At 72.6% G+C, this 17095-nt stretch carries 21 protein-coding genes; 10 read left to right on the top strand and 11 right to left on the bottom strand.

All coding sequences use genetic code 11. The features are described 5' to 3' along the window. Positions 1 to 5: 5 nt before the first annotated feature. Complete coding sequence (locus QSK26_RS24125; protein WP_285777514.1) at positions 6 to 1604, bottom strand: ATP-binding cassette domain-containing protein; 1599 nt, start codon at positions 1602 to 1604, stop codon at positions 6 to 8. A gap of 77 nt (positions 1605 to 1681) precedes the next feature. On the opposite strand from QSK26_RS24125, the gene QSK26_RS24120 reads away from it, so the two are divergent. Then, a complete protein-coding gene (locus tag QSK26_RS24120) occupies positions 1682 to 2350 on the top strand; it encodes a TetR/AcrR family transcriptional regulator (RefSeq protein ID WP_285777513.1) in 669 nt (222 codons plus the stop codon). On the opposite strand, the gene QSK26_RS24115 is transcribed toward QSK26_RS24120, so the two are convergent. The 3 genes from QSK26_RS24115 to QSK26_RS42130 form a co-directional block, all read right to left on the bottom strand. Then, on the bottom strand, positions 2311 to 2925 hold the full coding sequence (locus QSK26_RS24115) for a hypothetical protein (protein WP_285777512.1): 615 nt from the start codon (positions 2923 to 2925) through the stop codon (positions 2311 to 2313). The genes QSK26_RS24120 and QSK26_RS24115 overlap by 40 nt on opposite strands. Before the next feature lie 89 nt (positions 2926 to 3014). Further along, the gene (locus QSK26_RS24110; protein ID WP_285777511.1) at positions 3015 to 3440 is read right to left on the bottom strand and encodes a hypothetical protein; all 426 of its coding nucleotides are present in this window, start codon (positions 3438 to 3440) and stop codon (positions 3015 to 3017) included. Further along, positions 3437 to 3781, bottom strand: coding sequence for a sigma factor (locus QSK26_RS42130; protein WP_502888740.1), 345 nt, complete (start codon positions 3779 to 3781; stop codon positions 3437 to 3439). The genes QSK26_RS24110 and QSK26_RS42130 overlap by 4 nt, the downstream gene beginning before the upstream one ends. A gap of 149 nt (positions 3782 to 3930) precedes the next feature. On the opposite strand from QSK26_RS42130, the gene QSK26_RS24100 reads away from it, so the two are divergent. Beyond that, positions 3931 to 4167 carry a cell division protein SepF gene (locus QSK26_RS24100; RefSeq protein WP_285777510.1) on the top strand — a complete coding sequence of 79 codons (237 nt, stop codon included), beginning with the start codon at positions 3931 to 3933 and terminating at the stop codon, positions 4165 to 4167. 3 nt (positions 4168 to 4170) lie between these two features. On the opposite strand, the gene dapA is transcribed toward QSK26_RS24100, so the two are convergent. Next, a complete protein-coding gene (gene dapA / locus QSK26_RS24095) occupies positions 4171 to 5058 on the bottom strand; it encodes a 4-hydroxy-tetrahydrodipicolinate synthase (protein WP_285777509.1) in 888 nt (295 codons plus the stop codon). A 71-nt stretch (positions 5059 to 5129) separates the two neighbouring features. On the opposite strand from dapA, the gene QSK26_RS24090 reads away from it, so the two are divergent. Further along, complete coding sequence (locus QSK26_RS24090; protein WP_285777508.1) at positions 5130 to 6035, top strand: LysR family transcriptional regulator; 906 nt, start codon at positions 5130 to 5132, stop codon at positions 6033 to 6035. 9 nt (positions 6036 to 6044) lie between these two features. On the opposite strand, the gene QSK26_RS24085 is transcribed toward QSK26_RS24090, so the two are convergent. From QSK26_RS24085 to QSK26_RS24065, 5 genes are all read right to left on the bottom strand, one after another. Next, positions 6045 to 6686: a hypothetical protein gene (locus QSK26_RS24085; protein ID WP_285777507.1), complete on the bottom strand. Its 642-nt coding sequence runs from the start codon at positions 6684 to 6686 to the stop codon at positions 6045 to 6047. Between the two features lie 153 nt (positions 6687 to 6839). After that, the gene (locus QSK26_RS24080; protein WP_285777506.1) at positions 6840 to 7073 is read right to left on the bottom strand and encodes a hypothetical protein; all 234 of its coding nucleotides are present in this window, start codon (positions 7071 to 7073) and stop codon (positions 6840 to 6842) included. Continuing rightward, positions 7070 to 7273, bottom strand: coding sequence for a hypothetical protein (locus tag QSK26_RS24075; RefSeq protein WP_285777505.1), 204 nt, complete (start codon positions 7271 to 7273; stop codon positions 7070 to 7072). Before QSK26_RS24075 ends, QSK26_RS24080 begins: the two co-directional genes overlap by 4 nt. A gap of 510 nt (positions 7274 to 7783) precedes the next feature. Then, positions 7784 to 7906, bottom strand: a complete 123-nt coding sequence (locus QSK26_RS24070) for a hypothetical protein (protein ID WP_285777504.1) — start codon at positions 7904 to 7906, stop codon at positions 7784 to 7786. A gap of 160 nt (positions 7907 to 8066) precedes the next feature. Then, positions 8067 to 9452, bottom strand: a complete 1386-nt coding sequence (locus QSK26_RS24065; protein WP_285777503.1) for an MFS transporter — start codon at positions 9450 to 9452, stop codon at positions 8067 to 8069. A 98-nt stretch (positions 9453 to 9550) separates the two neighbouring features. Between QSK26_RS24065 and QSK26_RS24060 the strand changes: the two genes are divergently transcribed. The 7 genes from QSK26_RS24060 (at position 9551) to QSK26_RS24030 (ending at position 16124) form a co-directional block, all read left to right on the top strand. After that, positions 9551 to 10402 carry a helix-turn-helix transcriptional regulator gene (locus QSK26_RS24060; protein WP_285777502.1) on the top strand — a complete coding sequence of 284 codons (852 nt, stop codon included), beginning with the start codon at positions 9551 to 9553 and terminating at the stop codon, positions 10400 to 10402. Between the two features lie 104 nt (positions 10403 to 10506). Further along, the gene (locus QSK26_RS24055) at positions 10507 to 11043 is read left to right on the top strand and encodes a hypothetical protein (RefSeq protein WP_285777501.1); all 537 of its coding nucleotides are present in this window, start codon (positions 10507 to 10509) and stop codon (positions 11041 to 11043) included. Positions 11044 to 11372: 329 nt separating this feature from the next. Next, positions 11373 to 11855: a MarR family winged helix-turn-helix transcriptional regulator gene (locus tag QSK26_RS24050; protein WP_285777500.1), complete on the top strand. Its 483-nt coding sequence runs from the start codon at positions 11373 to 11375 to the stop codon at positions 11853 to 11855. Next, positions 11852 to 14374 (top strand): MFS transporter, encoded by a 2523-nt coding sequence (locus QSK26_RS24045; protein WP_285777499.1) that lies wholly within the window; start codon positions 11852 to 11854, stop codon positions 14372 to 14374. The genes QSK26_RS24050 and QSK26_RS24045 overlap by 4 nt, the downstream gene beginning before the upstream one ends. A gap of 95 nt (positions 14375 to 14469) precedes the next feature. Further along, entirely contained in the window at positions 14470 to 15330 is an 861-nt protein-coding gene (locus tag QSK26_RS24040) for a YceI family protein (protein ID WP_285777498.1), read from the top strand. Between the two features lie 61 nt (positions 15331 to 15391). Next, entirely contained in the window at positions 15392 to 15868 is a 477-nt protein-coding gene (locus tag QSK26_RS24035; protein WP_285777497.1) for a MarR family winged helix-turn-helix transcriptional regulator, read from the top strand. Between the two features lie 94 nt (positions 15869 to 15962). After that, positions 15963 to 16124: a hypothetical protein gene (locus QSK26_RS24030; RefSeq protein ID WP_285777496.1), complete on the top strand. Its 162-nt coding sequence runs from the start codon at positions 15963 to 15965 to the stop codon at positions 16122 to 16124. Positions 16125 to 16131: 7 nt separating this feature from the next. On the opposite strand, the gene speB is transcribed toward QSK26_RS24030, so the two are convergent. Beyond that, positions 16132 to 17094 (bottom strand): agmatinase, encoded by a 963-nt coding sequence (gene speB / locus QSK26_RS24025; protein ID WP_285777495.1) that lies wholly within the window; start codon positions 17092 to 17094, stop codon positions 16132 to 16134. Between the last annotated feature and the right edge of the window lies 1 nt (position 17095).

Below are 17095 nucleotides of genomic sequence, written 5' to 3'. Positions count from 1 at the left end.
CGGGTTCAGCCCGCGCGCCACAGCGGTTCGGGGGTCTCCCGGATGTGGCCGTCGGCGCCGAAGTAGAGGAAGCGGTCGAAGTCGGCGGCGAACCAGCGGTCGTGGGTGACCGCCAGGACGGTGCCCTCGAAGCCCTCCAGGCCGTCCTGGAGGGCCTGGGCACTGGCCAGGTCGAGGTTGTCGGTGGGCTCGTCGAGCAGCAGCAGGGTGCAGCCGGAGAGTTCCAGCAGCAGGATCTGCAACCTGGCCTGCTGCCCGCCGGACAGCGTCTCGAAGGGCTGCCGTCCGGCGGGGGCCAGCTCGTAGCGGGCCAGCGCGCGCATCGCGTCGTTGAGGGTGAGCGCGTGCCCGGCGGTCACGATGTCGGCGGGCGTCCGGCCGTGCAGGTCGGGGCGGGTGTGCGTCTGGACGAACCGGCCGGGGACGACGCGGGCGCCGAGCCTGGCCGTCCCGCGGTGCGGTACGGCGGGGCCGGGGGAAGCGGGGGCGGGCGGCTCGGCGAGGAGTTGGAGGAAGCGGGACTTGCCCGAGCCGTTGGGACCGAGGACCGCGACCCGCTCGCCGTACCAGACCTCCAGGTCGAACGGGCGGGTCAGGCCGGTCAGCTCCAGCCCCGCGCAGATCAGGGCCCGCTTGCCGGTGCGCCCGCCGCGCAGCCGCATCCGGACGTTCTGCTCCCTGGGCGCCTCCGGCGGCGGGCCGGCCTCCTCGAACCTGGCCAGCCTGGTCCGGGCCGCCGCGTACGCCGAGGAGACGGCGTCGTTGCCCGCGGCCCGCTGCCGCAGGGTGTGCACGAGCCGTCTCAGCCGGGCGTGTTCCTCGTCCCAGCGGCGGCGCAGCTCGTCGAGGCGGGCCGTACGGTCGCGCCGGCCCTGGGCGTAGGTGGCGAAGCCGCCGCCGTGCACCCACACGCCGCGGTCCTCGACGGTGACGATCCGGTCGGCGGCGTCGGCGAGCAGCCGCCGGTCGTGCGAGACGAGCAGGACGGTCTTGGCGGTGGCGCGCAGCCGCTCCGCCAGCCACTCCTTGCCCGGCACGTCCAGGTAGTTGTCCGGCTCGTCCAGCAGCAGCACCTCGTCCGGGCCGCGCAGCAGCGCCTCCAGCATCAGCCGCTTCTGCTCGCCTCCGGACAGCGTGCCCGCCCTCCGCTCCCGCACGGCGTCGTACGGCAGGCCGAGCGCCTCGGTGGCGCACGCGTCCCACACCACCTCCAGGTCGTAGCCGCCCGCGTCGGTGTAGTCGGTGATCGCCTGCGCGTAGCCGAGCTGGCTCGCCTCGTCCGCCCCCAGCCCGGCCTCCGCGCGGGCCAGCGCGCTCGCCGCCGCGCGGACCCGGCCGGGCGCGACCGCCATGAGCAGCTCCCCCACCGTCCGGTCGCCGGCCACGAACTGCCGCATCACCCCCAGCCCGCCCGACCCGGACACCGTGCCCTCCGCCGGGCGCAGGTCGCCGGCGATCAGCCGGAGCAGCGTGGTCTTGCCCGCGCCGTTGGGCCCGACGAGGGCGGCCTTGACGCCGTCGCCCACCCGGAACGACACGTCGTTGAGGAGCAGCCGCCCGTCCGGCAGCACATAGGTGAGCCCGCGCACGTCCACATGTCCCACGGCCGCCTCCACTCGAACGCCGATCCGGCTACCGGACCAACGATCCGGTACTCGTCCAACGTACTAGACTTGGCGGCATGGGCGAGAGCGTGTGGTTCAGACAGGCGCGGGCACGGCGGGAGGATCCGCCGATGAGCAGGGAGCGCATCGTCGCCGAGGCGGTCGCGCTGCTCGACGAGGAGGGCCTGGCCAGGCTGACCATGCGGCGGCTGGCCGAGCGCCTGGGGACCGGGTCCACCACCCTCTACTGGCACGTCGAGACCAAGGACGACGTGCTCGACCTGGCGCTCGACGCGGTGTTCGGCGAGGCGCGGCTACCGGGTGAGCCGTCCGGCGACTGGCGGGCCGACGCGCGGGCGCTGATGGGCGAGTGGCACGCGGCGATGCTCCGCCACCCGTGGACCGGGGCTCTGCTCGGCCGCCCGCTCATGGGCCCCAACGCGCTGGCCCGCACCGAGTTCCTGCACGCGGTGCTGGTCCGGGCCGGTCTCACCGGCGCGCACCTCACCGCCGCCACCTACGGCCTGTCGCACTACGTCATCGGGTCGGCGATGATGCAGGCCGCCTGGCGCGGACACGACGAGACGGCGGCCCGGCGGGCCGCCGACGAGCACCTGCGCGCGCACCGCGACCGCTATCCCAGCCTCGCCGAGCACGGCCACCTCAGCGGCGAGGACTGGGACGCCACGTTCGCGCACGGCCTGGACTACCTGCTCGACGGGATCGCCGCCCGGCTCGGCCGGTAGGCCGCCGCCGCGGGCACGAAGGCCAGCCAGAAGCACGCCGCGCCCAGCGGCAGCCGGTCCAGGTCGGTGGCCGCCAGCACGGTGCCGACCACCATCATGACCGGGCTCCACACCGGCAGCAGGCGCGGCGACCCGGCGGCGAGCACGCCGCCGAGCACGATCGGCCCGGCGAAGAGCAGCGCCGGCCCGACCGTGTAGACCGCGAGCATCACACCCGGGTAGCTCTGCACCTGGTCGAAGATCTCGCCCATGCCGGCCCGGTCGGCGGCGGCGAGACCGGCGTAGACGTCCACGGCGGCCTGGACGGCGGTGGCCAGCGCGCCCAGCAGGCCGGCCGCCAGGCCGAGGTCCGCGGCGATCCCGCGCAGCCCCGCGCGGGGTCCCGCCAGCCGGCGCAGCCCCACGCACGCTGCTCCCAGCAGCAGCGCGCCGATCAGGAAGGCGACGTGCCCCGCCGTCCAGGCCAGGCCCGGACCGCGGGTACCGTCGAGGCCGTCGAGCAGCCGGATGATCCCGTAGGCCATCAGGAGAGCGGGTCCGGCCGTGTAGGAGAGCCGGGTGAGCGTCGTGTCCATATGTCGATGGTCCGGCTCCGCCGCCCACGCCGACATGGGGGAAGCCCCTTCCCCCACCCCTGCCTCCCCCTGACCCGCGCCAGGGGGTTTCAGCCGATCCGGGTCATCGTGGAGGGGGGGCCGCCCCCTCCCGGATGGACCCAGGCGCCGGTCACGGTGGTGCCGTCCGCGTCGAAGACGCCCCGGTAACAAGCCGGGGAGCCCTTCTCCCCGCCCCAGACGGTGAGGGTGTCGCCCTCGATCTCGTAGACGTAGCCGAAGGTGCTGCCCTCGCTGCCGTAGAAGCGGGATGTGAGGTCCGCGCTCGGCTCGGCGGCGCCGAACACCCGCTCCCCGCCGATGACCTCGATGCCCTTGATCGACCGGCCGTCCTGTTCGAGGTCGATGTCCTGGACGAGGAAGAACCCGCCCTCCAGCCAGCGGTAGGTGACCTGCCCGGCGGCGCCGCCGGCGACCTTCCAGGTGCCGGTCAGCCGGTCCAGCCTCTTCAGTTCGGCGTCCTCGTGGTGCGTCATGACCGTTCCCGCCTTCGCTCGGTTCGTCTGCCGTTCGTGTGACGGGCGGGCGCGGGCTGCCGGTTCGCGGCGGTGGGCAGGGCGCGCCACTCGCCCCACGCGTCCGGGCCGGACAGCACCGGCGCCCACATCGCGAGGATCGCCGCGCGCCCGTCGAACAGCGCGGGGACCGGCGGCATCGTCTGCCGGGCGTCCGCCCGCAGCAGCGTCTCCTGCACCACGTCCTCGGCGTCGGCGAACGACCCGAGCATCCGGTAGCAGTGCACCCGCAGCTCGTGCCGGTACCGCTCGGCCGGCCCGGCGAACGTCGTCTCGTCGCCCGCCCGGACCGCCTCCGTCACCGCCCGCTCCTCGGCCCCGCCCGGAACGCCTTCCCGCCCGCCCATGACGACCCTCCGCTGCCCGGATTCCGTGCCGCCATGGTGCCGCCCTTTTCGATCTTCTGGCGGGCCGCACTTGACGGGCGTGGCAGGCAAGGGAGACTGAGTCGGTGATCAAGACTCTGTGCCCCCGGGACTACAGCGAAGCGCTGTACGTCGGTCACTTCTTCCGCACCGGCGTCCCGGTGGTGATGGACCTCACCGGGCTGCCGGACGCCGAGGCCAGGCAGTTCGTCGACTTCGCGGCCGGGCTGGTGTGCGGGCGGGGCGGGGACATGGACCGGCTCTCGCCCAAGGTCTTCCTGCTGATGCCGCGCGGGATGGCGGCCGGGGCGGAGGAGGGTTAGGGGTCAGTCCGGGTGGCTGAGCCGTAGGGCCGCCCGGGTCGCCGCCGGGGTGGCCGGGAGCAGCGGCAGCCGTACCATCGGGGTGGGGATCGCGCCCTCGGCGTGCAGGACCGCCTTGACGACAGCCGGGTTGGGCTCGGCGAACAGCGTCGCGGACAGCGGGGCCAGCCGGTGCCCGAGGGCGCGGGCGCGGCCGAGGTCGCCCGTCCGCCAGGCGGCGACCATCTCGGCGAACCGGTCGGTGCGCAGGTGGGCGGAGGCGAGGATCGCGCCCGGCGCGCCGAGCGCGAGGAGCGGCGCGGCGAAGAGGTCGTCCCCGGCGAGCACCGCGAACCCGGGCGGCGGGTCGGCCAGCAGCCGCACGGTGTCCTCGTCGACGCCGCCGACGGCGTGCTTGGTCCCGGCCACCCGGGGGTGCGCGCCGAGCCGGCGCAGGGCGTCCAGGCCCAGGGTACGGCCGGTGCGGTAGGGGATGTTGTAGACGATCAACGGCACCGGGCTCCCGTCTGCCAGTGCGGTGAAGTGCGCGAGCACCCCCTCCTCCGAGGGACGGGTGAAGTACGGCACGACGACCAGCGCCGCCGCCACCTCCGGCCGCTTCCCGAGTTCCTCCAGGGCGGCCAGGGAGCTCCGGGTGTCGTTCGAGCCGGCTCCGGCGATCAGTGTGGCCGAGCGTTCCCGGCACACCCGGGCGCAGACGTCCAGGACGAGACGCCGCTCGTCCGGGTCGAGCGCGGCGGGCTCGGCGGTCGTGCCCAGGGCCACCACCCCCGCCGCGCCGCCGTCGAGCACCCGGTGGGCGAGGGCTTCCAGGGCGCCGGCCGCGACCGACCCGTCGGCGGCGAACGGGGTGACGAGCGGGACGTACAGTCCGGTGGGCGAGAAGTCCATGGGTCCAGGCTGGTACGGCCGGCCTGTGCAGGTCCAGTTCACATTTCTGACGTGACACGTAAGCTGAACTGATGCTCGACGTGCGCAAGCTGCGCCTGCTCCGCGAACTCGCGCACCGCGGCACCATCGCCGCGGTCGCCGACGCCCTCGCCTACACGCCGTCCGCCGTCTCCCAGCAACTCGCCGCGCTGGAACGGGAGACCGGCGTGCGGCTGCTGGAGCGCAGCGGCAGGCGGGTGGTCCTCACCCCCGCGGGGACACTGCTCGCCGAGCACGCCGAAACCGTGCTGGCCGTGCTGGAACGGGCCTCCGCCGCGCTCGCCGCCACCCGGAGCGGCCTGGCCGGGCCGCTGCGCATCGGCGCCTTCCCCTCCGCCGTGCGCACGATCCTGCCGCCCGCGCTGGTCGCCCTCGGCCGCGACCACCCCGGCCTGGAGCTGATGGTCACCGAGCTGGACCCGGCCGCCGCGCCCGCCGCCCTGCGCGACGGGACGCTCGACGTCGCCCTCGTGCACGACTACGACTACGTCCCGATCGAGCCGGACCCGGCGCTGGACACCGAGCCCCTGATCGAGGAGACGATCTACCTCGCCTCCTCCGCGGGGACGCCCGGGGCGGCGGTGGACCCGCTGACCGGCCCGATCGGCGGCCACCGGGAGACGTCGTGGATCGTCGGCAGCCCGGACACGTTGTGCCACCTGATGACCGTGCGGGCCTGCCAGGCCGCCGGTTTCACGCCGCGCGTCCGGCACCGGGCCGACGACTTCGCCGCGGTGCTCGCGCTGGTCGCCGCGGGTCAGGGGGTCGCACTGGTGCCCCGGCTCGGCGCGGTGGACCCGCCGCCCAACGTGGTCCTCACCGCGCTGCCGACGCGCCGCCGTACCCGCCTCGCCTACCGGCGCGGCAGACGCGACCACCCCGCGGTGACCGCCTGGATCACCGCACTACGCACGTCGGCCGCCGCCTACGCCTCCTGAACCCGCCGCCTACGCCTCCCGAACCGGGGCGGCCGGCGCGTGCGCCTCGTGAACCGGGGCGGCCGGCGCCTGCGCCTCGTGATCCTGTACGGCGGCCGGCGCGGGGGCGGCGATCGAGGAGAAGCCGAGCCAGGCGTAGGTGACACAGCCGGCCAGCAGCGTCATCCCGGACAGCGTGCCGCTGACGAAGGGCACCCAGTCGATGGCCGGCGTCACCGACATGACGAACCCGGCGAGGGCGAGCACGGTGAGGATCGCACCCGGCACGATGACCCCGACCTGCTTCCAGATCGGCCCGAGCGCGACGAAGTGCACGCCGGCCACGAGCGCCACCCAGGCGACGTCGACCTGCTCGGGCGCCCGCACGGCACTCAGGGCGGCGAGCCCGCCGAACAACGCGATGGCCTCCCCCGCGACGACCACGACATAACCCCCGCCGAACCTCCTCCCGGCACCGAGGGCGGCGGCGACCAGCTCCGCACCGGCATGACCGAGCCGCCTGCCCGCGTGGTACCACATGGCGGCGACACCGGCGAGGGCGAGGACCGCGAGCACGCGGAACAGGATCCCGATCACCAGGCTCAACGGGGCGGACGAATTGACCATCACGAACACCGCCCCGAAAACGGCGCCGACCAACATGCCGGTCATACGTTGCATGCCCCAGGACGTTACCGTTCAGCCAGGAAACCGTTGGTCCTCCAACCGATCCTTGTCCCGGGACCGGCGATGCCCTACTGTGCCCCGCCATCCGGGCGCGGGGATCTTTGCGGCTGCTCCGTGCACACCGGAAACTTTCCGTCCTCAGACGAAGACGCCACGCCGGGCGGACAGGATGCCCTGCTGCTGGGCGAGGGCCGAGACGAGGGCGTGCGGATGGTCGCGGCGGATCTGCGCGTGGATCCCTTCAGCCTTTTCCTTGTCGGTGGGCGGGTCCACTTTGGTGGCCCACCAGCTGTCGTCGAGTACGGTGAACCGCCAGGCGGGGAAGGTCTGGTTGAGGGCGTTCAGGTGCAGCGCCTCCTCGTCCGGGGTCATTGGAGGGCCCTTGTGGAGGTAAGGACGTACTTGATACTTACGGCGACCATGTGCCGGTTGCCTACCGGGGCGATGGGGTCGCCCCACGACCACCAGTACTGCCACTTGCCGCCGGCGTCTATGGCCACGGTGATGGACTCGCTCAACTGGGGTGCGCGCGGGTTGGTCACGATCAGTTTCGGCTCGTCGCCATCTTCCACGGGGTGTCCAGCGAGAGGCTGCCGAGCACGTCGGCGAGACGGTTGAGATGAGAGACCGGCGTCACCGACGGGCCGCTCATCGCGCGTCCTGGAGAACGCGCGGACGCGGGACCACCGGGGTCATCGCCCGCATCTGCGCGGCGAGGTCCTCGGCGGTACGAGCCCACAGAGTCACCGGCTCGGACGTCGGCCACAAGGCGATGGCGTAGAACTGCCTGCGGGCAGCGGGGTGGGGTGGTCAGCAAATACACAGAAGGCCAGGGAGATCAACTAGGGACGCTGGGGTTCATCACCAACGTCTGCATCCTGGAATACCGTCTACACGGCTCGCGCGCTGGACGAAATCCGCGCCGAAGGAAAGGAGATAGCCGCCGACATCGCTCGATTGTCCAGATAAGAACGTCCTGGGCCGCTACAACTTCGCTCTGCCGGAGATCATCCAGGACGGCGCCTTGCGCCCGCTGCGCACGCCCCCGCCCGGCCAGTAACCCCTTCTGGGCCGCACCCGCTTCACCCCGGCGTGGTGGGCTGCGCCTCGGGCGGCACGAGCATCCGGCGGACCTGCTCATGGGAGACCCTGGCGTGCTTGCCGATCCGGCGCAGCCCCCACCCCTCGCCGCGGGCATCCGCCATCGCCTAGTACTGGGAGGCCCATCTCCGCCCCCTTGTACTACGCCCTGCTCAATACTGGGGAACCCCTCGACGATGCCGCCGCGGACCCGCGCCGCGGCGGGCGCGTTGGCGGCCGCGCGTGCCGAATGGATGCAGCTCAAGCTGTCCGCCGGCCGCCGCCTCAAGTGCGGCCGACCCGGACCCAGCGGGCGGTCACCGACGAGCTGCAGATCAGCGCGGCCGCCGCGATCGCCAGTGACAGCCGCAGCCCGGGGTAGAAGTCTGCGGCGACCAAGGTGCCGAACAGGGCGACACCGACCGCTCCGCCGATCTGCCGGGCCGTGTTCAGTCCCGCGGAGGCAACCCCGGCGTACTCGGGCTCGACCGTCTCCAGCACCGCGCTGGTCATGGCAGGGACCGCGAGTCCTCCGCCGATGCCGACGGGCACCGTGGCCAGCCAGATCGCCCAGTTCGGCGCGGTGGGCCCGGCGGCCAGCAGCCCCAGCAGGCCGAGGGCGAACAGGAGTTGGCCGCCCATCATCGGCAGCCGGGGCCCGATCCATCCGGTCAGCCGGCCGCCGAGCAGGTTGGCGGCCATCGCGGCGATGCTCATAGGCAGGAAGATCAGGCCGGTGGCCAGCGCCGAGTCACCTCGCTCGTTCTGGAGCAACAAACTGAGCAGGAAGACGATGCCGTAGTAGGCGAAGTTCTGGACGAAGCCGGCCACGCCCGCGGAGGAGAACGCCGGGTGGGTAAAGAGCCGCATCGGCAGCATCGGCTCCGGCGCCCGCCGTTGCCACCACACGAAGAACGCACCGCCGGCCACGGCCACGACCAGCGCCATGACTACCGGCGTCGTCGTCCAGCCCAGCGTGCCGCCCTCGATCAAGGCAAACGTCAGCCCGGACAGGGTCAGTACCACGACCACCTGGCCCGGCAGGTCGAGACGACGCCCCCCGCCGGCCCGCGTGGCGTGCGACCGGGCGGTCGCCAGCAAACCGATCACCCCGATCGCCAGGTTCACCAAGAACAGCGACCGCCACCCCAGCCAGCCGAGGAGCAGTCCGCCCAGCACCGGGCCGGCCGCCACCGCCGCGCCGCCGACCGCCGCCCACACGCCGACCGCCCTGGTCCGCGCGGCGGCGTCCGGGTAGGCGTGCCGGACCATCGCCAGCGACGCCGGCAACTGCACAGCCGCGCCGATGCCCTGGGCGAACCGCGCCGCAATGAGCATCCCCGGAGAGGTAGCCAAACCACAGATCAGCGAACTGAGCACGAACAGAACGAGGCCAACGGCGAACGCCCGCCGCGCGCCCATTCGGTCACTCAAAGACCCGCCGATGAGCTGCAACGCGGCGAACGTGAGCGTGTAGCCGTCCACCACCCACTGCAGGTGCGTCAGCCCCGCTCCGAGCTCTCGGCCCAGGGTGGGCAGCGCGACGTTCACGATCGTGGCGTCCAAGCTGACCATCAGGAACCCGAACGAGGCGGCGAACAGGGTCCACCGCGCCCATGACGGGGTCGCGGCGGCGGGGGCAGTGCGATCAGCGGTGGGTTCGGTATTCACCGGACCAGATTGGTGCGTACCGTGAAGGGTGGGCAATCGGCGAGGGTGCACCTATCAGGGTCACTCTGACCAGCAAGAACAACGCGCAAGGGGGCGGTTTGGCCAGGCAGAGCATGAGGGCGCACGAGCTGGGGGCGTTCCTGCGGTCGCGGCGGACACTGCTCGCGCCGGACGAGGTGGGGCTGCCGGGGGAAGGTGTGCGCCGTACCTCCGGGCTGCGCCGGGAGGAGCTCGCCCGGCTGGCCGGTGTCAGCACGGGCTACTACGTCCGCCTTGAGCAGGGTCGTGCACCGCACCCGTCGGCGAGCGTGCTGGGCGCCCTGGCCAGGGCGTTGCGACTGTCCCACGACGAGCGCGAGCACCTCTTCGCGTTGACCGACCAGCTCCGTCCGGAACCCGAGCCGAGGAAGCTCGCCGACGGCACTCGCCGGTTGCTCGAACTGCTCGCCCCGCCCACCGCCGCCTATGTGATCAGCGGGCACAGCGACGTGCTGGCGTGGAACGACACCGCGTCCGCACTGTTCGGGCACCTCATCGACGGCCCCGTCCGCCCCAACAACGTGCGGTACGTGTTCACCGATCCGCAGGCCAGGCAGCTGTTCGTCGACTGGGAGGACATCGCGGCCGACTCCGTGGCCCATCTCCGAGCGGCAACCGGACACCGCCCCGACGACGCCGAACTGACCGAACTGGTCACCGAACTCGGCGAGCTCAGCCCCGAGTTCCGCCGGTTGTGGAACACCCGGGAGCTGCGTCACAAGGTCGACGGGCGCAAGGAACTGCACCACCCGCTGGTCGGCCGGATCACCCTGGACTATGTGGTGGTGGCCGCTCCTAAGACCCCCGGGCAGCGGCTGGTCGCCTACAGCGCCGTCCCCGGCTCCGACTCGCACACCGCGCTGGTCCGACTGCGGCGGACGAGGCAGCATCGCGAGCCCACCTGGTCTTAGAGAGGGCGTTTGTTCGCCGGGATCTGCGCCAGGAACTCGTCGATGCCGAGCCTGCCGCGCGGGCGAGTTCGCCGGCGTAGCCGTGCGGGTCGCCCCAGTTCTGGGTGCGGGGCGGGCCGGGGCTCAATGGTCATCGCCCGTACGCCGATGATCGGGTCGACGATCTGATCGCGCGGCGTGACACGCTGCGCCGGCTCGCCACTGGCGACCGGGCCCTGGTGCCCGACCGCGTTCTCGCGACCCCGGACAGAGTGGCCGCCGATTTCGGCTTCACCCCGGACGACGTGACGATGGCCCGGGAGGGGCTGGTGCTGGTCAGGGCATTGGTGCCGGAGGGCTTCGACGACTATTGCTCCCGGGTCGAGCACGCCCTCGACGATCCTCGGTACGTCTCCTTGATCAAGCGTATGTGGCGTGCCACCGCGTGGGAGCCGGACGACCCCCGGGTCGACGAACTCGCCACAGCCCTGGCCGACTACTATCTCGCCCATCCCGCCCTGCTGCCCATCCCGGGCGGACTCCAGGCTCGCACGGCCGGCCCGAAGATCTGGCCGGACGCGGCGAGCTTCGCTTCGACCGCTGAGCGGACGAGGCTCATCGCGGCGTCGCGGTCCGCGGCGGTCGTCGATACCTGCACGTAGTCCGTCATGGCGAACAGTAGATCACCGGGGATGACGCGTCGCCAGGCTGCCGGAGGCGCCGTGCCGGTCCGCGTACCACGCGTGGTCCGGGGTAGCGGCTTCGCCGCCGGATGCCGGTCGGCGAAATAAAACTGTCCGTCTGAGCGCTCTGGACACTCGACGTACATTTCGCCCGGTTCGACGGCGGGCTCCTCGGGAGACTCCTCGGTCGTCAGCCTGTGGCGGCGGGCAACCAGCACAGCGGGGTTGGACATACAACCCCATACCCCCCAGAAGGTTGCCTGAGGCAATAATATATATTTGCCCAAGGCAACCAGATGGAGGTGCCCATGCCATCGGACGACACCTGCGGGGAACTCCTCGTCCGGCTGAGCGACATGCAGGCGGTGATCAAGTCCTTCCGGCAGGACGTCCCGGTCACCGGCTCCCGGGCCGGTCTCATGTGCCTCGTCGCGCTGCGGAGGTGCGGCGAGCTGCGCATCGGCCGGCTCGCCGAACTGCTGGAGGTCGACCAGTCCGTGGCCAGCAGGCATGTGGCCGACCTGGAGGTGCACGGCATGGTCGTGCGCATCCCCAATCCCAGCGACGGCCGTTCCTGGTACGTACGGCTGACCCCGGACGGCGACCGCGCGGCCGGGGACGCGCTCGCCCACATCCGCCGGCGTCTCGCCGAAACCCTCGGCGAATGGACCGATGAGGAGATCACCGAGCTGTCGGCGCTCCTCGCGAGGCTCCGCGTGAGCTTCGACGCGCACCGTGCCCGCGTTCCGCATCCCTCCCGCACGGCACAGACAGTGAAAGGAAACCGATGACAACCGCAGTACCGGCCGATTCGCGGGAGGCAGCACCGGACTCGGCCGCGCCGATGACGCATCGGCAGATCATGGAAGCGCTGTCGGGCCTGCTGCTCGGCCTGTTCGTGGCGATCCTGTCCTCGACCGTCGTGTCGAACGCGCTGCCCACGATCATCTCCGACCTGCACGCCGGCGAGACCACCTACACCTGGGTCATCACCGCCACCCTGCTCGCCCTCACCATCTCCACGCCCATCTGGGGCAAGCTCGCCGACCTGGTGAGCAAGAAACTGCTGGTCCAGATCGGCCTGATCATCTACGTCGCCGGCTCGGCGTTCGCCGGACTCGCCCAGAACCCGGGGATGCTCATCGGCGCCCGGGTCGTCCAGGGCCTCGGCGTCGGCGGCCTCACCGCCCTCGTCCAGGTGATCATGGCCGCGATGATCTCCCCCAGGGAACGCGGCCGCTACTCCGGCTACCTCGGCGCCGTCTTCGCCCTGGCCACCGTCGCCGGCCCGCTGATCGGCGGCGTCATCGTGGACACCTCCTGGCTCGGCTGGCGCTGGTGCTTCTACGTCGGCGTGCCGTTCGCCGTGATCGCGCTGATCGTGCTGCAGAAGACGCTGCGCCTCCCGGTGGCCAGGCGCAAGGTCAAGGTGGACTGGAGCGGAGCCTTCCTCATCTCCGCCGCCGCCTCGCTGCTCCTCGTCTGGGTCTCCTTCGCCGGCAGCAAGTACGACTGGCTCTCCTGGCAGACCGGCGCCATGGTCGGCGGCGCCGTCGTACTGGCGCTGATCTTCGTGTTCGTGGAGATGAGGGCCGCCGAGCCCATCGTCCCGCTGCGCCTGTTCGGCAACCGGGCCATCAGCCTCGCCGTGGTGGCCAGCCTCCTCGTCGGCGTCGGCATGTACGGCGTCACGACCTTCCTCAGCCAGTACTTCCAGCTCGCCCGCGGTGAGACGCCCACCATGGCCGGCGTCATGACCCTGCCGATGATCGTCGGGCTGGCGCTGTCGTCCGCCGTCGTCGGGCAGATCATCACCCGTACCGGCCGGTGGAAGATCTTCCTGATCATCGGCGGCATCGCGATGACCGCCGGGTTCGCGCTCACCGGCCTGCTGCGCTACGACACCGACTACTGGCTCGCCGCGATCTACATGTTCCTCATCGGCGCGGGCGTCGGCATGACCATGCAGAACCTCGTCCTGTCCGTGCAGAACCAGGTCAAGCCCCAGGAACTCGGCGCCGCCAGCTCGGTCGTCGTGTTCTTCCGCACTCTCGGCGGCACCGCCGGCGTCGCCGCGCTCGGCGCCGTGCTCGCCAACCGGGTCGCGCAGTACACCGCGGACGGCCTCGCCGGGCTCGGCATCCAGGGCGGCGCGACGAGCGACGGCTCCATCCCCAAGCTCGACGCCCTCCCCGGCCCGGTGCGCCTGGTCGTCCAGGAGGCGTTCGGCCACGGCGTCGGCGACGTCTTCCTGTACGCCTCGCCGCTGGCGCTCCTCGCGCTGATCGTCATGCTGTTCATCAAGGAGGTCCCGCTGCGCGGCTCCACCGGCGCGGAGCAGCCGCCCGCGGTCGCCGCCGACGCCCCCGTCCCCGCCGTCAACGGCTCGGCACCGGGCAGGCACGCCCAGCGCGACACCCAGGAGCTGGTCACCGTGGGCGCCGACAGCCCCGCCGTACGCAACGGCCTGGCCACCACGCCGATGGCCGTGCCGGGCGCCGCCACCGGCGCCGTCTTCGCCTCGGCGGGCGGCAGCGCGCCGCAGCACGCGGCCGGCGGCGGCATCCGCGGCTTCATCCGCGGCGCCGACGGCGGCCCGGTCGGCCACGCCACCCTCACCCTCATCGACGTCAAGGGCCACCAGCTCGGCCGTACGGTCACCCAGCCCGACGGCTTCTACGACATGTGGACCCCCGGCAGCGGCACGTACGTGCTGATCGCCTCGGCCGGCGAGCACGACCCGCAGGTGGCGACCCTGGTCGTCGGCGAGCGGCCGCTCGACTTCGACCTGACCCTCACCGGCTCCGGCCGGCTGAACGGCACCGTGCGCGACGCGTCCGGCAAGCCGGTCGGCCAGGCGATGGTCATCGTCACCGACGTCCGCGGCGAGGTCGTCGTCACCGGCGTGACCGGCGACGACGGCACGTACGGCTTCGCCGGGGTCGTCGCCGGGACGTACACCCTCGCGGTCAGCGCCGGCACGTACCGGCCGGTGGCGATGCCGATCGAGGTCGGCACCGGGCAGACCACGCGGGACGTCGAACTGCTGCCCGGCGCCCGGGTCCGCGGCACGGTCCGGGTCAAGGGCGCGGGCGGCCCGCTCGCCGACGCCCGGGTCACGCTGCTCGACGCGGCGGGCAACGTCGTCGGCACGGCGACCACCGGCGAGGACGGCGAGTACGCCTTCGCCGACCTCACCAGCGGCCAGTACACCGTCATCGCCACCGGCTACCCGCCGGTCGCCGACGCCCTCACCCTCAACGGCCAGGGCGACGACGGGCACGACCTCTGGCTCGGCCACTCGGAGTGAGCCCGGGGCACGCCGGGCCGCCTCCCCCCACGAGGGACCGGCCCGGCCGGGCCACGAACACCAGACCGGCGAGCGAGCGAAAGCGGGATTCCACCATGTACACCAGCCCCCAGGCCCGGGAGAACGCACCCTCGGGGCGGCGCGGCCTGCACGCGACGGTACGGACGAAGGACGGCTGGGCGGTGCAGCACGCGGTCGTCACCGTGACCGACATGTCCGGCCACCAGGTCGTCAGGGCCGAGGCGGACGCCGACGGCGCGGTGCGGACCGCGCCGCTGGCCCCCGGCGTCTACACCGTCGTCGTCACCGCGGTCGGCTACACGCCGGTCGCCTCGACGGCCATCGCCACCGCCTCCGGCACCGCCGAGCTGGGCACGCTCACGCTGGCCCGGCAGGGCGGCGTGGACCTGCCGCCGCCCGGCGTGTGGACCGTCGACCCGGCCCACTCCAAGGTGGCCGCGACCGCGCAGCACCTCGGACTGTCCAGCGTGCAGGGCCGGTTCTCCGAGTTCGCCGGCCGGATCGACGTCGCCGCGACCGCCGAGGCGTCCGGCGTCGTCGCCGAGATCGCCGCCGCGTCCATCGACACCGGCAACGGCATGCGGGACGACCACCTGCGCTCGGCCGACTTCCTGGACGTCGAGCGGCACCCGGCGATCACCTTCCGGAGCACCGGGCTGACCGCCACCGGGCCGGACCGCTGGAAACTGCACGGCGAGCTGACCATGGCCGGCCACACCCGGCCGGTCGATCTCGACCTGTCCTACCTGGGCACCAGCCCGGACCCGTGGGGCGGGCTGCGCGCCGCTTTCCGCGCCGTCACCGAGCTGCGCCGGGAGGACTACGCCATGAACTACAACCAGGTCGTCGCGGCCGGGATCTCGCTCATCGGCGCCACCCTCAAGGTGGAGCTGGACATCCAGGCGGTCCAGGGGGAACTCCCGCCACAGGGTTGATCGTTCACCGGAATGAGGGCCGGACAGTCGGCAAACAGTCGGCAAGGAGGAGGGAGGAACAATGATGGCCGAGGCGCAGGCGACGACGATGCCCGTGGGCGAGTCCGCGGCGATCGACGCGGTGGAGCATCAGCTCGGCGTCCTCTTCCGGCGTTCCCGCGCGCTGTCCGCCGAGATGGGCCGGGCGGTGCACCCCGAGCTTGAGCCCGGCGCCTACAGCCTGATCGTGCGCATCGACGAGATCGCCCCGGCGCGGTCCAGCGACCTGGCCGCCTACTTCGGGGTCGGCAAGGCCACGATCAGCCGCCAGTTGAAGGTGCTGGAGGAGCTGGGCCTGATCAGGCGCGAGCCCGACCCGCTGGACGGCCGGGCCCACTTCCTCGACCTCACGGAAGAGGGCAGGCACCGCCTCGGCCACGCCCGCGCGGCCCGTCAGGAGCGCTTCCACGCGCTGCTCGCCACCTGGCCGGAGGAGGACGTCCGCCTCCTCGCCCGGATGCTCACCCGCCTCAACACCCTCACCGACAACCTGACCTGACCTGCCACCCCCGCCGTCGTGCGGGTTCTCTCAGGGCCGCCTCCGGGCTCCTCCCCGAAGCGCCCGCCGTACGGCACGCGGCAGAATCCCCATCGTGAAAGCGAAGAAGACGGCCGTCGCGGCACTCCTCCTGGCCTCCGGCCTCACCCTCACCGCCTGCGGCCTCCTCAACGCCACCCCACCCCACCACGACGCCGTCTCCTACGAAACCCCAGCCCAGTCGATCACCGTCCAGGTCCAGACCGGCCCCGCCTGACGGGGCGCTACGGGGTGGGGTTGGCCATCAGGGCGGTGAGGTCGTAGATGACGGTGGCGGCGGCGAGGGAGGTTATCTCGGCGTGGTCGTAGGCGGGGCTGACCTCGACGACGTCGGCGGCGACCAGGGAGTCGCCGGACAGGCCGCGGAGGAGGCGGAGGAGTTCGCGGGAGGTGAAGCCGCCGATCTCCGGGGTGCCGGTGCCGGGGGCGAAGGCGGGGTCGAGGACGTCGATGTCGACCGAGAGATACACCGGGGCGTCGCCCACCCTGCGGCGGATGCGGTCCAGCACGCCTTCGACGCCGAGCAGGTCGAGGTCGCCGGCCCGGATGACCTGGAAGCCGAAGCTCGCGTCGTCCACCAGGTCCTGCCGGCTGTAGAGCGGGCCGCGGATGCCGACGTGGATGGAGTGGTCCTCGATCAGCAGCCCCTCCTCGAAGGCGCGGCGGAAGATGGTGCCGTGGGTGCGGGGGGCGCCGAAGTACGTGTCCCAGGTGTCGAGGTGGGCGTCGAAGTGCACCAGGGCGACCGGGCCGTGCACCCTGGAGACGGCGCGGAGCAGCGGCAGCGCGACCGTGTGGTCGCCGCCGACGGTGATCAGCCGGTGCCGGTCGGACAGCAGGTCGGCGGCGTGCCGGTCGATCTGGGTCAGCGCCTCGTCGATCGAGAACGGGTTGCACGGGACGTCGCCCGCGTCCACGACCTGAATCCGCTGGTAGGGGGCCACGTCCAGGTCGGGGTGGTAGGCGGGGCGCAGGTTGCGGGACGCCTGCCGTACGGCGGCGGGGCCGAAGCGTGCGCCGGGGCGGAACGACGTGCCGCCGTCGAACGGCGCGCCGAGCACGGCCACCGCGTAGTCCGGCACCTCGTCCACCCGCGGCAGCCGGGCGAACGTCGGGCTGCCGGCGAACCGCGGCACCTGGGTGCCGGACACCGGCCCGACGACCTCCGGCGTGTTCTCGTCTGTCATG

The sequence above is a fragment of the Microtetraspora sp. NBRC 13810 genome, assembly GCF_030268685.1.
GTDB lineage: Bacteria > Actinomycetota > Actinomycetes > Streptosporangiales > Streptosporangiaceae > BSRQ01.
Note: the sequence above shows the minus strand (reverse complement) of the source record. Positions and strands in the feature narration are given on the sequence as shown.

Coding starts and splice junctions, on each gene's coding strand:
- QSK26_RS24120 (WP_285777513.1), top strand. CDS start 1,682: ATGGGCGAGAGCGTGTGGTTCAGACAGGCGCGGGCACGGCGGGAGGAT.
- QSK26_RS24115 (WP_285777512.1), bottom strand. CDS start 2,925: ATGGACACGACGCTCACCCGGCTCTCCTACACGGCCGGACCCGCTCTC.
- QSK26_RS24110 (WP_285777511.1), bottom strand. CDS start 3,440: ATGACGCACCACGAGGACGCCGAACTGAAGAGGCTGGACCGGCTGACC.
- dapA (WP_285777509.1), bottom strand. CDS start 5,058: ATGGACTTCTCGCCCACCGGACTGTACGTCCCGCTCGTCACCCCGTTC.
- QSK26_RS24090 (WP_285777508.1), top strand. CDS start 5,130: ATGCTCGACGTGCGCAAGCTGCGCCTGCTCCGCGAACTCGCGCACCGC.
- QSK26_RS24085 (WP_285777507.1), bottom strand. CDS start 6,686: ATGACCGGCATGTTGGTCGGCGCCGTTTTCGGGGCGGTGTTCGTGATG.
- QSK26_RS24080 (WP_285777506.1), bottom strand. CDS start 7,073: ATGACCCCGGACGAGGAGGCGCTGCACCTGAACGCCCTCAACCAGACC.
- QSK26_RS24070 (WP_285777504.1), bottom strand. CDS start 7,906: ATGGCGGATGCCCGCGGCGAGGGGTGGGGGCTGCGCCGGATCGGCAAG.
- QSK26_RS24050 (WP_285777500.1), top strand. CDS start 11,373: ATGCCATCGGACGACACCTGCGGGGAACTCCTCGTCCGGCTGAGCGAC.
- QSK26_RS24045 (WP_285777499.1), top strand. CDS start 11,852: ATGACAACCGCAGTACCGGCCGATTCGCGGGAGGCAGCACCGGACTCG.
- QSK26_RS24040 (WP_285777498.1), top strand. CDS start 14,470: ATGTACACCAGCCCCCAGGCCCGGGAGAACGCACCCTCGGGGCGGCGC.
- QSK26_RS24035 (WP_285777497.1), top strand. CDS start 15,392: ATGATGGCCGAGGCGCAGGCGACGACGATGCCCGTGGGCGAGTCCGCG.
- speB (WP_285777495.1), bottom strand. CDS start 17,094: ATGACAGACGAGAACACGCCGGAGGTCGTCGGGCCGGTGTCCGGCACC.